General features: G+C 62.2%; 13 protein-coding genes. 7 read left to right on the top strand and 6 right to left on the bottom strand.

What is annotated here, in order from left to right; translation table 11 throughout:
- Positions 1 to 5: 5 nt before the first annotated feature.
- Positions 6 to 641: a 2OG-Fe(II) oxygenase gene (locus tag C1949_RS12325; RefSeq protein WP_104738777.1), complete on the bottom strand. Its 636-nt coding sequence runs from the start codon at positions 639 to 641 to the stop codon at positions 6 to 8.
- A gap of 167 nt (positions 642 to 808) precedes the next feature.
- Here C1949_RS12325 and C1949_RS12320 point away from each other — a divergent pair, with 167 nt between their 5' ends.
- Positions 809 to 1,555: a DUF2059 domain-containing protein gene (locus C1949_RS12320; RefSeq protein ID WP_104738776.1), complete on the top strand. Its 747-nt coding sequence runs from the start codon at positions 809 to 811 to the stop codon at positions 1,553 to 1,555.
- A 62-nt stretch (positions 1,556 to 1,617) separates the two neighbouring features.
- Here the strand turns inward: C1949_RS12320 and C1949_RS12315 are convergent, their stop codons facing one another.
- The 3 genes from C1949_RS12315 to C1949_RS12305 are packed head-to-tail and all read right to left on the bottom strand — an operon-like array spanning position 1,618 to position 3,844.
- Entirely contained in the window at positions 1,618 to 1,953 is a 336-nt protein-coding gene (locus C1949_RS12315) for a DUF3325 domain-containing protein (RefSeq protein ID WP_104738775.1), read from the bottom strand.
- Positions 1,950 to 3,536, bottom strand: coding sequence for a PepSY-associated TM helix domain-containing protein (locus C1949_RS12310; protein WP_104738774.1), 1,587 nt, complete (start codon positions 3,534 to 3,536; stop codon positions 1,950 to 1,952). Before C1949_RS12310 ends, C1949_RS12315 begins: the two co-directional genes overlap by 4 nt.
- The gene (locus C1949_RS12305; RefSeq protein ID WP_104738773.1) at positions 3,533 to 3,844 is read right to left on the bottom strand and encodes a hypothetical protein; all 312 of its coding nucleotides are present in this window, start codon (positions 3,842 to 3,844) and stop codon (positions 3,533 to 3,535) included. Before C1949_RS12305 ends, C1949_RS12310 begins: the two co-directional genes overlap by 4 nt.
- Before the next feature lie 106 nt (positions 3,845 to 3,950).
- Here C1949_RS12305 and C1949_RS12300 point away from each other — a divergent pair, with 106 nt between their 5' ends.
- Positions 3,951 to 4,631, top strand: coding sequence for a response regulator transcription factor (locus C1949_RS12300; RefSeq protein ID WP_104738772.1), 681 nt, complete (start codon positions 3,951 to 3,953; stop codon positions 4,629 to 4,631).
- Positions 4,632 to 4,663: 32 nt separating this feature from the next.
- On the opposite strand, the gene C1949_RS12295 is transcribed toward C1949_RS12300, so the two are convergent.
- Positions 4,664 to 6,655 (bottom strand): TonB-dependent receptor domain-containing protein, encoded by a 1,992-nt coding sequence (locus C1949_RS12295; RefSeq protein WP_104738771.1) that lies wholly within the window; start codon positions 6,653 to 6,655, stop codon positions 4,664 to 4,666.
- Between the two features lie 69 nt (positions 6,656 to 6,724).
- Between C1949_RS12295 and C1949_RS12290 the strand changes: the two genes are divergently transcribed.
- Positions 6,725 to 8,065, top strand: coding sequence for a sensor histidine kinase (locus C1949_RS12290; protein ID WP_104738770.1), 1,341 nt, complete (start codon positions 6,725 to 6,727; stop codon positions 8,063 to 8,065).
- 49 nt (positions 8,066 to 8,114) lie between these two features.
- Here C1949_RS12290 and bipL read toward each other — a convergent pair whose 3' ends face one another.
- Positions 8,115 to 9,047 (bottom strand): phospholipase BipL, encoded by a 933-nt coding sequence (bipL, locus tag C1949_RS12285; RefSeq protein ID WP_104738769.1) that lies wholly within the window; start codon positions 9,045 to 9,047, stop codon positions 8,115 to 8,117.
- Positions 9,048 to 9,229: 182 nt separating this feature from the next.
- Here bipL and C1949_RS12280 point away from each other — a divergent pair, with 182 nt between their 5' ends.
- The 4 genes from C1949_RS12280 (at position 9,230) to C1949_RS12265 (ending at position 12,784) form a co-directional block, all read left to right on the top strand.
- Positions 9,230 to 11,407, top strand: coding sequence for a malate synthase G (locus C1949_RS12280; RefSeq protein WP_104738768.1), 2,178 nt, complete (start codon positions 9,230 to 9,232; stop codon positions 11,405 to 11,407).
- 122 nt (positions 11,408 to 11,529) lie between these two features.
- Positions 11,530 to 12,126 carry a DUF805 domain-containing protein gene (locus tag C1949_RS12275; RefSeq protein ID WP_104738767.1) on the top strand — a complete coding sequence of 199 codons (597 nt, stop codon included), beginning with the start codon at positions 11,530 to 11,532 and terminating at the stop codon, positions 12,124 to 12,126.
- Between the two features lie 19 nt (positions 12,127 to 12,145).
- Positions 12,146 to 12,451, top strand: a complete 306-nt coding sequence (locus C1949_RS12270; RefSeq protein WP_104738766.1) for a DUF2845 domain-containing protein — start codon at positions 12,146 to 12,148, stop codon at positions 12,449 to 12,451.
- Between the two features lie 15 nt (positions 12,452 to 12,466).
- Positions 12,467 to 12,784 (top strand): antibiotic biosynthesis monooxygenase family protein, encoded by a 318-nt coding sequence (locus tag C1949_RS12265; RefSeq protein WP_104738765.1) that lies wholly within the window; start codon positions 12,467 to 12,469, stop codon positions 12,782 to 12,784.
- The last annotated feature ends 2 nt before the right edge of the window (positions 12,785 to 12,786 follow it).

Raw genomic sequence — 12,786 nt, 5'->3', positions numbered from 1 at the left:
AGGGCTCAGCGCAGCAGAGGATTATCCGGCCGGCGGCGGAACCAGCCAGTCAGGCTGGCGCGCTCGAAGCGCGAAGCCAGCACTTCATGTTCGACATTAGCGCTGGTAAAGATCACCACGGTTCCCGCGCGCGGGGCGACATCGCGTTCACCGCCCGGCAGAAACAGTCGTAGCTCGCCGCCGTCGCCCGGCTGCCAAACCGAGTTCAAATAGGCTACCACCGAAATAGTGCGCAGCGGGCTGTCCTGAAAGCGGTCCAGGTGACGCTGATAGCCGGCACCGGGCGGATACAGCGCGTAGTGGGTTTCAAAGGTGTCGAGCCCGAGAAACAGGCTGCGGTTGAGCGCCTCACGCAAGCCATCCATCAGTGCCATGTAGGCTCTCCCGGCCGCAGTCGGCGGGCACTCGTCCAGCCAGCGAGTGTAGTCGCCGCGAATCCCCGGCACCACCAACTGCCCCTCGCCACGACCAATCGCCGCGGGCGTCAGATCGTCCTGCTGCCACAGGCTGCGGCAGTCTCGCTCCAGCGCCTGCGCCAGCGCCTCGGGCAGAAACTGCTCCTGCACCGACCAGCCGCGCTCGGCCAACTCATCAGCCACGCACGCATAACGGCTGGCCGGTACCAATGGGAACTCGGACATAGTGACACTACTCAAAGGGAGGGACGTCTACTCATCGCTGTTGGCGGAGGGCTGGTGCACAGCAACAGAAGAACATCTGCTACCGCGCGCAGCGACGAATGCCGCATTTTAGGTGATCGCCCCCAACAGGCAAGCAATTTTCCGCACTGCCACATTCAGAGAGAATCATGTCACAGACATTGCTCCGCGCCGCCCAAGGCGCAGTTTTCGCCGGTCTCGTCAGTTTTGGCCTGGCCGCTCAGGCCGATACCCACCAGCTCTACCAGGCCTCCGGGATGCAGACACATCAACAGCACTTCCAGCAAGCCTTGAGCAAGGCAAGCAGCCGCTATGCCGCTCAGCTACCGGCCGCACTAGCAGACAGCCTGCTGCGCAAGAGTAGCGAACGTTTCGCCCCGGATCGCATGGAAGCCCGCGCCATGGCCAGCCTCTCTATCAACCTGTCGGACCAGCAACTGAATGACGCCCTGCAGTTCTATCGCAGCAACCTGGGCCAACAGATCATCGCCGCTGAAACCCGCGCCACCTCGCCCGCCGAGGTCAGCCGCATGCAGAACGGGGTACCGCCACAGAACACCAGCGCCGCGCGGACCGCGCTATTGAGCCGCCTCGGCAAGCAACTCCCGGCTCTGGACATCGGTGAAGAGGTATCGCTGGCGCTGGCGAGTCTGGCGACCCAAAGCGCGAACGACATGCTGGGCGGACTGCTGACCATCCCGGACGGTCTGGCAGGACAGGGCCGCGGAACGCTGCGCGCGCAGATGGAGCCCAACCTGCCGCAAACCCTGGCCTACGTCTACCGGGACCTCAGCGACCAGCAACTGAGCGACTACGCCGACTGGAGCGAGTCCGACACCGGCCGCGCCTTCTTCCAGGCCGCCAGCGCCGCCGCACGCGACGCGCTCAACCCGTAGCGCCCTGGTAACCGACAGCATGCTCTGCAGCCCGCGCTGGATCAGGTGCGGCAGAGCAAAAGCTAACCACGCTGGCGCGATGCTCTGGTCGACGGGCTGGTCGCTCTGACCAACGACAGCACCGGTGACAGCCAGCGCGGTCGATAGCTCAATAGCAACAGACTGAGCACGGCCGCCGGCGTCAGTGCGACGGCCCACAGCGCGATACCCACCGAGGGCCCCGCCGTGCGCACCGCCGGCCAAAGCGCCAGTAGTAACAACGCCCAACCAATCAGCTGCAGGGCGCGCCCCTGACCAGCGGAGGGCTTGCGCCCAGCGGCGGCCTCAGAGTGTTTGGGCATCGCCAGGCACAGACAAACCATGCCCAGCAGGCACAGCAACAGCGTCAGCGTAATCACAGGGCGACCTCCTGACGACGCGGCGCCGACCGAGGGCGAGCAGCGCGTACCGGCGGCTGATGGCGGGCGAGCTTCCAGGCAGCAAAGGCCAGTGCAGCTGCCGTTGCCAGCAGGGTCAGATCCATGCCCGCCAGCAGCCAGTCAGCCCGTCCCAGACTGCTGAACAGGCCACTGTGGGCCGACAGCAGACCGATCAACGGCAGGCTGGCGAACAGCAGCGCACCCAGCGCCAGCTGCTCCAGCCAAGCTTGGCGCGCCGTACGCAGCAACGGATGCAGCAGGCAGAGCGCCCAGACCAGAAAGAACACGTTGATTTCCCAGTCCAGACGGCCCGGCATCTGGGCCGGCAACAGCCGGTTGGCCAGAAAATAGGCGGCGATGGCGCAGGGCAAGCCGGCAATGGTACCGACATTCAGCACCTCAACCAGCCGATGACCAAGCGGCGTGCGCCCCGCCTTGATACGCTGCGGCAGTCGCTTGACCACCCAGAGCACCAGCCCGGTAGCGATCATCGCGGTACCCAGCAGGCCGCTGACAAAGAACAACCAGCGCAGCGGCGGGCCAGCAAAGCGAATCAGGTGCAGACTGGAAAACACGTTATAAACCGCGCTGGCCACCGCTGGTGTCTGCTCCACCGGCTGTGTCAGCGCCTCGCCACTGACGCCATCAAACAGCAACCGCTCGGCGCCACCGCGCTGGAGCAAGCTGTCGCCGCCCTGCTCGCGCAGCTCCACCTGCGCTGCAGTGGTATTAGGTCGAGTAATGCGGATGCTTGCCACACCCCGCTCCCAGCGCGCATTGGCTTCAGCCAGCAGTGGCGCCAACAGGGTCAGCGCAGCGGGCTCAGAAGCCGCCTCGGCCACGGGTTCACCCCGACTTCGCAGCTCGCCAAAGAACGCCTGCATATTGCCCTGATACTGGCTCTGCACACCCCATGGCATCAGCATGAACATCAACAGCAGCAAGCCGCTGTAGGTGATCATGAAGTGAAACGGCAAGGCCAGCACGGCAGTGGCGTTGTGGGCGTCCAGCCAGGAACGCTGCCCCTTGGCCGGGCGGAAGGTGAAGAAATCCTTGAAGATCTTCTTGTGCGTCACCACTCCGCTGACGATGGCAACCAGCATGACAAAGGTCGCAATGCCGACGATCCAGCGCGCGGCCTGGCGCGGCATGGCGTACAACTCAAAGTGAAAGCGATAGAGAAAGCCCCCGCCCCGCGTTTCACGCACCTGCAGAGGCTCACCGCTTGCCGCGTCCAACGTCAGCCGCTCGCCTCCCCTTTTGCCGATATGCTCACCCGGCGCAAACCACTGAATCTGCAACTCAGGATCGCGCTCGTCCGGCAGATCGATCTGCCAGAGCTGCGCATCCGGCGCACGGCGTTGCAACTGCTGCAGCGCCAACTGGGCGCTCTGCGGCCCCGGAGTGGCGGCGTGCAGCTCAGGTTTCATCCAGTAGCTGATCTCATCCTGGAAAAAGCTCAAAGTCCCGGTCAAAAACACCGCATACAGCAACCAGCCAAGCAGCAACCCCACCCAGGTGTGCAGCCAGGCGTTGCTCTGCCGAAAGCCCATGCCGTTCATAACACCCCCACCCACAACAGATGTGCCAGCGGTGGCAGACAGCACAACACAGTGACCAGCCAGGCACGCAGAGCACTGCTCGCGCAGAACGCCCAGATCACCAGCACACAGTAGATCAGAAAGGACAACTGGGTTGCCGCCAGCACCGCCTGTGCCGCCTCACCGGGCAGCAGGCGTGCCAGGCTGGCGGTATAGAGCGCGGCCAACAGATAACCGCCCAGCACGGCCAGAAGGCAGCGCACAGTTACATCCAAGCGCCGCAGCGCCAATGCCGACAGCCAGAGCGTCGGCGGAGAAAGATTGCTCATTGGGAAGGTCCCTGACTTGCGCCCTGCACAGGCGCTGAATAAGAATGCATATCACTATCGCAATTTTGGCTGACCAGATGCTGACAACCAGCAGGACATCCGCGCCATGAAACTACTCATCGTCGAAGATCACCCCTCGCTAGGCGAGCTGCTGGGCAAACACCTGCGCCGCAGCGGGTTTGTGGTTGACCTCGCGCAGAACGGCCAGGCCGCTCTGGCCATGCTCGACCTTAGCCAGTACGACGCGATGCTCCTTGATCTGGGTTTGCCCGATATGGATGGGCTGCAACTGCTGACCCAACGTGGCCGCAGCCGCAACCCGCAATTGCCCTGCCTGATCTTGACCGCCCGCGACGCCGTACAAAGCCGCATTGCCGGGCTCGATGCCGGTGCCGACGACTACCTGCTCAAGCCATTCGACATGGCTGAACTGGAGGCCCGTCTGCGCGCCGTACTGCGCCGCTGCGGCCCTCGCCAGAGCAGTCGCCTGCAAATGGGCAACCTGAGCTTTTGTGAACAGCATCGCGACGTCGAGGTCGACGCCCGGCCGCTGCTACTGCCGAAGCGTGAGCTGGCCCTGCTCGAGGAGCTGCTGCGTAGCGCGCCACGGGTGGTCGTCAAGGATCATCTGGAAGAACGCCTGTACGCATTAAACGAGGCCGTCACGCCCAACGCCATTGAAGCTGCGGTCTCACGCCTGCGTCGCAAGCTGGCGACGGCGGGTGCCGACGCCAGTATCGAAACCCTGCGTGGGTTGGGCTACCGGCTCACCCAGGCTTCGGCCTGAGCCGCTGATCAGAAGCCCCCGCTCGACAGGGACTAGAAGTTAAATGCCAGCCCCAGGTTCAGGCGACGACCATCCAGCGTCTTGCCGTAGTCCTCAGCGGTCACTTCCTTGTCGAACAGGTTGTAGAGCCCGCCGTAGACATCAAAGTTATCGCTCAGGTGATACAGCGCACCGACATCAACCAGGGTGTAGGACGGCAGCTGGCTGGAGGAGTCTTCCACGGTGCTGCTCTTGTAGCGAGCCTTGGCCCAGACGCCCAGCGCCTCGGTTGCCGCCCAGTCCACGCCTAGATTGAGCATATGCTTGGGCAAGTTGTTGAACGGCTGACCAACACTTTCCGGCGAGTCCTTGGACTCGGTAATCTCGCTGTCGGAGTAGGTGTAGTTGGTCTTCAGGTCAACCGGACCAAGCGGCACATTGAAGAACAGTTCCACGCCACGCAGCTCGGCCGAGTCGTGGTTGGTGTACTGATTGATGTATTCACGCGTCACCCCGTTGACCTCGCAGATCGGATCCGAGCCGTCGCGGGTATCGCAGATCACCTTGCGGCCAATCTGGTCTTCAAACTCGGTGTAGTAGACCGTGGCGCCGGCGTTGATACCGTTGGCCGCGTCCCACATCACGCCGGCTTCATAGTTGACGCTGCTTTCCGGCTTGAGGTCTGCGTTACCCATGTCGAAGGCGCGGCTACGCGCCGCATTCTCAACAATGTTCGGGTCCGCCTGTTTCAGCGTTGGTGCCTTGTAGCCACCGCTCACGCCCCCTTTGAGCACCCACTCGTCAGTCATCCGATAAACGGCATACAAGCGCGGGATCAGCTCTTCACCATAGTGCTCATTCTCGTCGTAACGCAGGCCTCCGGTTAGTGACAGATCTTCGGTCAGGTAGTATTCATCTTCGATAAACAGCGCTCGCTGCCAACGTTCGAGCGACAGGTTGTTGGCCCGACCATAGAAGCGACTGCCGTCATGATCGGTGGTTTCCCACTTGTACTCAGCGCCCAGGGTCAGGGTCTGGTTTTCCAGCGGCAGCACCGTCTTGGTGTTGGCCAGCGTGCTGGCGTAGGCCGATTCGACACTGCCGTTCTCGATTTCGACTTTCTCATCGATCAGGAAACTGCGGGTCTCGAAGCGCTCGCCCCAACGCAGCGTGTGGGTCAGGCCATAATGCGTGCGGACATTGTTCATCTCTCTCTGCGAGCCAGACCTGCCGGTTCGCTCATTGTCGTGCTCGGCCCGCCCCCCCTCCAGCTCAAGGCTGTTGGCGTCGTTGATTTTCAGGTTCAGCGTCGCGGTGCCGTCAGTCCGCTCCTTGTCAGCGTAACCGCCCTGAATGTCATCCTCGTCACGCTGGTAGCTGGAGCCGTAAAGGGTCAGCCCAAGGCGATCAGCCACCAGTGGACCACTGACATAGAAATTGGCCTGGCGCGCGGCACCAGCATCGCTATCCTGTTGCAGCAGGTAATCGTAGCTGATGCGCCCACCCCATTCGTCCGCCACTTCCTTGGTGATGATATTGATTACCCCCGCCAGCGCACTGGAGCCGTAGAGTGACGACATCGGGCCGCGAATTACCTCGATCCGCTCAATGGCGTTGAGCGGTGGCAACCACCCTACCTGCGTGGCACTGCCGAAGCCGTTGTAATAGGCCTCGGTCGATGCGCCCAACGGCTTGCCGTTGATCAGAAACAGGGTGTAGCTCTCACCCAGGCCACGAATATTGATGCTGGTGCTTTCCAGCTTGCCGCCAGCACCGCCTTCGATGGATACACCAGGAATATCCTGCAGGGCGTCAGTGACATCACGATAATACTTGCCCTCCAGATCGTCCTGAGTGATCACGGTGATCGAGGCTGGAGCATCGATCAGTTGTTGCTCGTAACCGGCCGCCGTCACCACAATTTCCTTGAGTTCGACAACATCACCGTTGACGTCGTCCTCAGCAAGCGCTGGCGAGGCCGCCACGGACAGCGCCAATAGCGCCGGACTGAATCGCTTGTGCAGATGTTTGGTTTGTGCTGGCATGCGTGCTGACTCCCCTGAAATCATTAATGCAAATGATAAATATTATCAATATTATTAGCGAGCGACACTATGCCAGCGCTTGCTGACGGCAAGCTGACGAGATCGCGGCGCAGCCTGCGCCTGCGAATCCTGATTGCACTGCTACTGGTATTTGTCCTCGGCGCCAGCCTGTCGGCCGTGCTCACCTATGGAACGCGGGACGACCTGAGGCGCAGCATCCTGCAGCTACAGGCCCGTACCGTCAGTGAGCACTACAGCGCTGATCAGCCGATCAGCACACTGCCGCGCTACCACGCCGGCAGCGAAATGGAGTACACCCTCTACAATCCAGACGGCAGCCTTCACAGCTTCGCCGATTACATGCCGCGCCCGCGTCGCCTGCGTCTGCCCACGCCGGATGATCACGACAGCTGGTGGCACTGGAGCCCCTTTGGTGGGCAGGTGATCAATGTGCCCATTGCACTGCCCGATGGCTCCGTGCTGATGGTCTCGCGCAACGATGCGGCAGAGCGCGACATGCTCAACCAGTTGCTGCTTGATCGTCTGCGTCACAGCCTGCTGTTTATCGTGCCCCTCGGCCTGCTGAGCACCGCGCTCATCCTCGCCCTGCTGCACTGGACTCTGCGCCCGGTACGCCGCGCGACCGCGCTGGCCGCCAATATTGGCCCCCAGGCGCCGGATCAACGCATTCCGCTGGCCGACCTTCCGCAAGAGGTGCAGCCGCTGGCCAATGCAGCAAACCAGGCGCTGGACCGACTGGCCGGGGCTTACGATGCCTCGCAGCGCTTCATCGCTGATGCCGCGCACGAGCTGCGTACGCCGCTGACAGTGCTGGACCTGCGACTGCAGGACGCTCGCCGCAGCGGCGAGGCGGATTGGTTGGCACTGGAACAGGAAATGCGACAGCTCACCCGGCTGGCAGAACAGCTGCTGGCGCTGGCGCGTCAGGAGGATGGACAGCGCTTCGCCGCCCCGCGCAGCAGCACGGCACTGTCACGGCTAGTGCGCGAAGTGGCGGCCTCATTGCTGCCGCTGTTCGAAGCACAGCAGCGACGACTGGAGATACAGGTGGAGGATGGGTTGGAGAGCCTGGGACAGGCCGAGGAGCTGCGCTTGGCACTGGTCAACCTGCTGGAGAATGCGCTGCTACACGGCCGGGGTCCGGTACATCTGCGCGCCTGGCGCGGCGCGCAGATGGTGGAAGTCAGCATTGCCGATGCTGGCCAGGGTGTCCCCAAGGCCCAACAGGAGGCGATGTTCGAGCGCTTTCGCAAGGGGCGACAGGACAGCACCGGTACCGGTCTGGGGTTGCCCATTGTGCGTCGGGTAGTGGAAAACGTCGGCGGCAGTGTCTGGTTCGACGCAGAACACCCCAGCACCCTGCGTCTCAGGCTGCCTTCCGCGCGATAAGGCCAGGCTGGTCAAGCGCGCTGACAGCGTTGACCAGCGCGCCCACAAATCAGGACAACAACCGCGGCGCAAGCCAGTCGAGATACTGCTGACGCAGCGTCTGGTGCTCATTGGCAAGGTGGTGACGGGCGGTTGGCAGGTAGAAGGTGTCGAGCCCGGAAAATTTGCTCTCAAGCACCTGAATGTTGTGCTGCCAGTCGACGGTACCGTCCTCCTGCCCCTGAATGATCAGCGGCCGATGCGCCACTGCTGCGGCCGACTCGATGCGCGGAATCCAGCGCTCCAAAGCCTGTACCCAGGCAACCGGCAGCACCTGCGGCTGCAGCGGATCCTGACTGCGGATAAAGTCGAGAAACGCCTGATCAGTGGAGTTATCGGTAAACCGGCGGCTGAGCTGTTGAACAAAGCCACCCAGCAGCTTCAACCCCATTTGCGAGAAGCCCCACTGTTTAGGCCGCACCAGCGGCGCCATCAGCACCGTCTGCCCCAGTTCCGCCGGCAACGGGCCATGCAGCAGACGATCGATCAGAATCGCCCCACCGGTACTTTGCCCAAGCATGTGCCACGGGGCCGGCAGCTGCCAGCGCAGCGCCTGCTCCAGTACGCCATCAAGCACTTTCTGGTAACGCAAAAAACAGTCAATGCTGGCCCGCTCGCCGCTGGACAGGCCATGCCCGGGCAAATCAAACGCCAGCACCGCGTAATGCTGTTCCAACGCCCACTGAATCAGATGGCGGTAAAGCCCCATGTGATCGTAGTAACCGTGCAGGATCAGCAAGGTGCCGCGCGCCACCGGCGGTTTCCATATCTGCGTGGCGACGCTGAAGCCATCGACCTCAATACGGCCCAGATGCTGTTCGGCCCGATCGCGAAAATCAATACCGTAATAGCCAGCGTAACGGCGCGCAGCCTCATCCGTCGCCAGCCCCGGGGCAAGCACGGGGAGACGTTCAGCGAGGGAAGAAAAGAAAGCGTGATCCATTCGGTGTCCAGTGAGAGAAGGAGAAACAGACCCGCCGGTCACTCCCTGATCCACGGCTGGCCCGACAGAATTACGCCCGTCAGGCATGATTTGCAACCGATCATCGTGTAACATACCGCGTCTCCAATTTCCACGTCCTGATGCGCGTAGCGCGCAGGTTGTCAGCACAGTGAGGGTGTAACATGACAGATCGCGTCCAAGTTGGCAGTTTGCAAGTAGCCAAAGTTCTCCACGACTTCATCAACGAGCGTGCCATCCCCGGCACCGGCGTTGATGCCGCCAGCTTCTGGAGCGGTGTGGAAGCCCTGATCAAGGATCTGGCACCCAAGAACAAGGCCCTGCTGGCCAAGCGTGACGACTTCCAGGCTCAGATCGATGCATGGCACCAGGCGCGTGCAGGTCAAGCCCACAACGCCGCCGAATACAAAGCCTTCCTGCAGGAAATCGGCTACCTGTTGCCCGAACCCGCTGACTTCCAGGCCACCACCCAGAACGTTGACGAAGAAATCGCCACCATGGCCGGCCCTCAGCTGGTTGTGCCGGTCATGAACGCCCGCTTCGCCCTGAACGCTGCCAACGCCCGCTGGGGCTCGCTGTACGACGCTCTGTACGGCACCGACGCGATTTCCGAGGAAGGCGGCGCCACCAAGGGCCCGGGTTACAACGAAATCCGTGGCAACAAGGTTATCGCCTTCGCTCGTGCCTTCCTTGATGAGGCAGCCCCGCTGGCCAATGGTTCCCACGTCGACTCCACCAGCTACACCATCAAGGACGGCCAGCTGAGCATCGCCCTGAAAGATGGCAGCACCACCGGCCTGAAAGACGCCGCCCAGTTCATCGCCTTCCAGGGCGACGCTGCGGCACCGGCTGGCGTGCTGCTCAAGCACAACGGTCTGCACTTTGAAATCCAGATCGACCCGACCAGCAACATCGGCCAGACCGACGCTGCCGGCGTAAAAGACGTGCTGATGGAGTCCGCGCTGACCACCATCATGGACTGCGAAGACTCCGTCGCAGCCGTTGATGCCGACGACAAGACCGTGGTTTACGCCAACTGGCTGGGCCTGATGAAAGGTGACCTGGCTGAGTCCGTCAACAAGGGCGGCAGCAGCTTCACCCGCACCATGAACCCGGACCGCGAATACACCAAGGCCGACGGCACCACTCTGACCCTGCACGGTCGCTCCCTGCTGTTCGTTCGCAACGTCGGCCACCTGATGACCAACGACGCGATCCTGGACCAGGACGGCAACGAAGTGCCGGAAGGCATCATGGACGCAGCGGTCACCAGCCTGATCGCCATGCACAACCTGAACGGCAACACCAGCCGCAAGAACACCCGCACCGGTTCGGTCTACATCGTTAAGCCGAAGATGCACGGTCCGGAAGAAGTGGCGTTCACCACCGAGCTGTTCGGCCGCGTTGAAGACATGCTGGGCCTGCCGCGCAACACCCTGAAAGTCGGCATCATGGACGAAGAGCGTCGCACCACCGTCAACCTGAAGGCCTGCATCAAGGCCGCCAGTGAGCGCGTTGTGTTCATCAACACCGGCTTCCTCGACCGCACCGGCGACGAGATCCACACCTCCATGGAAGCCGGCGCGTTCATCCGCAAGGGTGAAATCAAGGGCGCAGTCTGGATCGGTGCCTACGAGAACAACAACGTCGACATCGGCCTGGCCACCGGCCTGAAAGGTCGTGCGCAAATCGGTAAAGGCATGTGGGCCATGCCCGACCTGATGGCTGCCATGCTGGAGCAGAAGATCGGTCACCCGATGGCTGGCGCCAACACCGCCTGGGTTCCGTCCCCGACCGCCGCCACCCTGCACGCCCTGCATTACCACAAGGTGAACGTTGCCGAGCGTCAAGACGAACTGGCCAAGCGCACTCCGGCCTCCGTTGACGACATCCTGACCATTCCGCTGGCACCGAACACCAACTGGTCTGCCGAAGAAATCCAGCAGGAACTGGACAACAACGCCCAAGGCATCCTCGGCTACGTTGTGCGCTGGATCGACCAGGGCGTTGGCTGCTCCAAGGTACCGGACATCAACGACGTTGGCCTGATGGAAGACCGCGCGACCCTGCGTATCTCCAGCCAGCACATCGCCAACTGGCTGCGCCACGGCATCTGCACCGAAGAGCAGGTCATGGAAACCATGAAGCGCATGGCTGCAGTGGTTGACCGTCAGAACGAAAGCGACCCGGCCTACAAGCCGATGGCGCCGAACTTTGACGACAGCGTTGCCTTCCAGGCCGCCGTTGAACTGTGCGTTGAAGGCACCAAGCAGCCGAACGGCTACACCGAGCCGGTCCTGCACCGCCGTCGCCGCGAGTTCAAGGCCAAGTTCGGCCTGTAAGACCCGCAGCAAGCAAAAAGCCCGGCCATCGCGCCGGGCTTTTTTGTGCCTGCCATCTTGGCCCCTGCCAGGGTAAGCGGCATGATGGTCACCACAACAATAATATCTACGCAGGAAGCGCAATGAATCGCATCGAGCCCGTTCTGGGAAACACGTCGCTAACCGCCGAACCGAGCCAGCGGGTCGTCAGCCCAGCAGCCCACCGCAGCAGTCGCAGCAAGAGCCCTGCGCAACCCAGCTTCATCGCTATGCACGGCCGACTTTCGCTGTCGTGGTACTGGCTCTACCACGCGGTGCTCAATTTGCTGTTGCCGATGCCGCTCTATGCGGCCGCATGGTATCTATTCGGCCATGAGCTGCGCTCGCTGCTACTGAGTGCTGGCTCCATCCTGTTTTTCCACTGCTGGCTGGCCCTCAGCCTGATGATTCGTCGCCTGCATGACCTCAACCGGAGCGGCTGGCTCAGCCTGATCAGCCTAACGCCCCTGGGGCCAGTGCTCGGCGTCTATCTGCTAATCTGGCCGGGACAACGCACCGAAAATCGCTTCGGTAAGGCAAGTCAGACAATGACCGCGTCACAGCGCTACCTCAGTCTGGGGCTGCTGACCGTTGCCTTTGTAGCGGTCTTGACCACATTCTGGTATCACGGAGAGCAGATCCAGAGTGCCAAAGCGGCCTTGGCCCTGGCACTGCAACAAGCACTGTGGGGCCACCCCTGACCAGATGGAGATCAACTGCATGCGCCATATCTACCGAATCACCCTGCCACTGATTGGTCTAGTGGTAGGCAGCGCGGTTCAGGCTGCCACCATGCGCTGTGACCACGGCATCATTGCGACTGGCGCCATGATGGCGGAGGTGCTTGAGCAGTGTGGCGAACCTGACTCGCGCCAGCACACCCCTCGTCATATCGACCCCGATGGCTACCCGGCAGAGGGCAGCGTCACCGTTGAGCACTGGATCTACGGCCCGAGCAACGGCATGGTCCGCGAGCTGCGTTTTATCGACGGGCGCCTGGTTGATATCGAAAGCACGCGACGCTGAACCAGTGAGTTCGCAATGAAATATATCTTCGAAGTAACGATCAAACCGGGCTTTCAGCCCGAGGACTATGCCGACGCCTGGGTGCGAGCCAGCACGTTGATCCAGCAGGCTCCCGGCGCACGCGGCACCGAGCTGCATCGCAGCCTGCGCGATCCGGACAAACTAATCGCGATTGCCCATTGGGACAGCAAGGCCGCGCGGGATGCGATGGAGGACACGCCCAACCCGGCCGTTGAGGAGATTATTCGCGGCGCGGCGCACTGCTGTGAGATCCGCTTTGTCGGCGAGTTCGACGAGCCTGAATGGGTTGTCATGCCGCCAGCCAAAAAGTAGCC

The organism is Halopseudomonas oceani (genome assembly GCF_002903165.1).
Classification (GTDB): domain Bacteria; phylum Pseudomonadota; class Gammaproteobacteria; order Pseudomonadales; family Pseudomonadaceae; genus Halopseudomonas; species Halopseudomonas oceani.
This window is presented reverse-complemented; position numbering and strand designations above follow the sequence as displayed.

Coding starts and splice junctions, on each gene's coding strand:
- C1949_RS12325 (WP_104738777.1), bottom strand. CDS start 641: ATGTCCGAGTTCCCATTGGTACCGGCCAGCCGTTATGCGTGCGTGGCT.
- C1949_RS12320 (WP_104738776.1), top strand. CDS start 809: ATGTCACAGACATTGCTCCGCGCCGCCCAAGGCGCAGTTTTCGCCGGT.
- C1949_RS12310 (WP_104738774.1), bottom strand. CDS start 3,536: ATGAACGGCATGGGCTTTCGGCAGAGCAACGCCTGGCTGCACACCTGG.
- C1949_RS12305 (WP_104738773.1), bottom strand. CDS start 3,844: ATGAGCAATCTTTCTCCGCCGACGCTCTGGCTGTCGGCATTGGCGCTG.
- C1949_RS12300 (WP_104738772.1), top strand. CDS start 3,951: ATGAAACTACTCATCGTCGAAGATCACCCCTCGCTAGGCGAGCTGCTG.
- C1949_RS12295 (WP_104738771.1), bottom strand. CDS start 6,655: ATGCCAGCACAAACCAAACATCTGCACAAGCGATTCAGTCCGGCGCTA.
- C1949_RS12290 (WP_104738770.1), top strand. CDS start 6,725: ATGCCAGCGCTTGCTGACGGCAAGCTGACGAGATCGCGGCGCAGCCTG.
- bipL (WP_104738769.1), bottom strand. CDS start 9,047: ATGGATCACGCTTTCTTTTCTTCCCTCGCTGAACGTCTCCCCGTGCTT.
- C1949_RS12280 (WP_104738768.1), top strand. CDS start 9,230: ATGACAGATCGCGTCCAAGTTGGCAGTTTGCAAGTAGCCAAAGTTCTC.
- C1949_RS12275 (WP_104738767.1), top strand. CDS start 11,530: ATGAATCGCATCGAGCCCGTTCTGGGAAACACGTCGCTAACCGCCGAA.
- C1949_RS12270 (WP_104738766.1), top strand. CDS start 12,146: ATGCGCCATATCTACCGAATCACCCTGCCACTGATTGGTCTAGTGGTA.
- C1949_RS12265 (WP_104738765.1), top strand. CDS start 12,467: ATGAAATATATCTTCGAAGTAACGATCAAACCGGGCTTTCAGCCCGAG.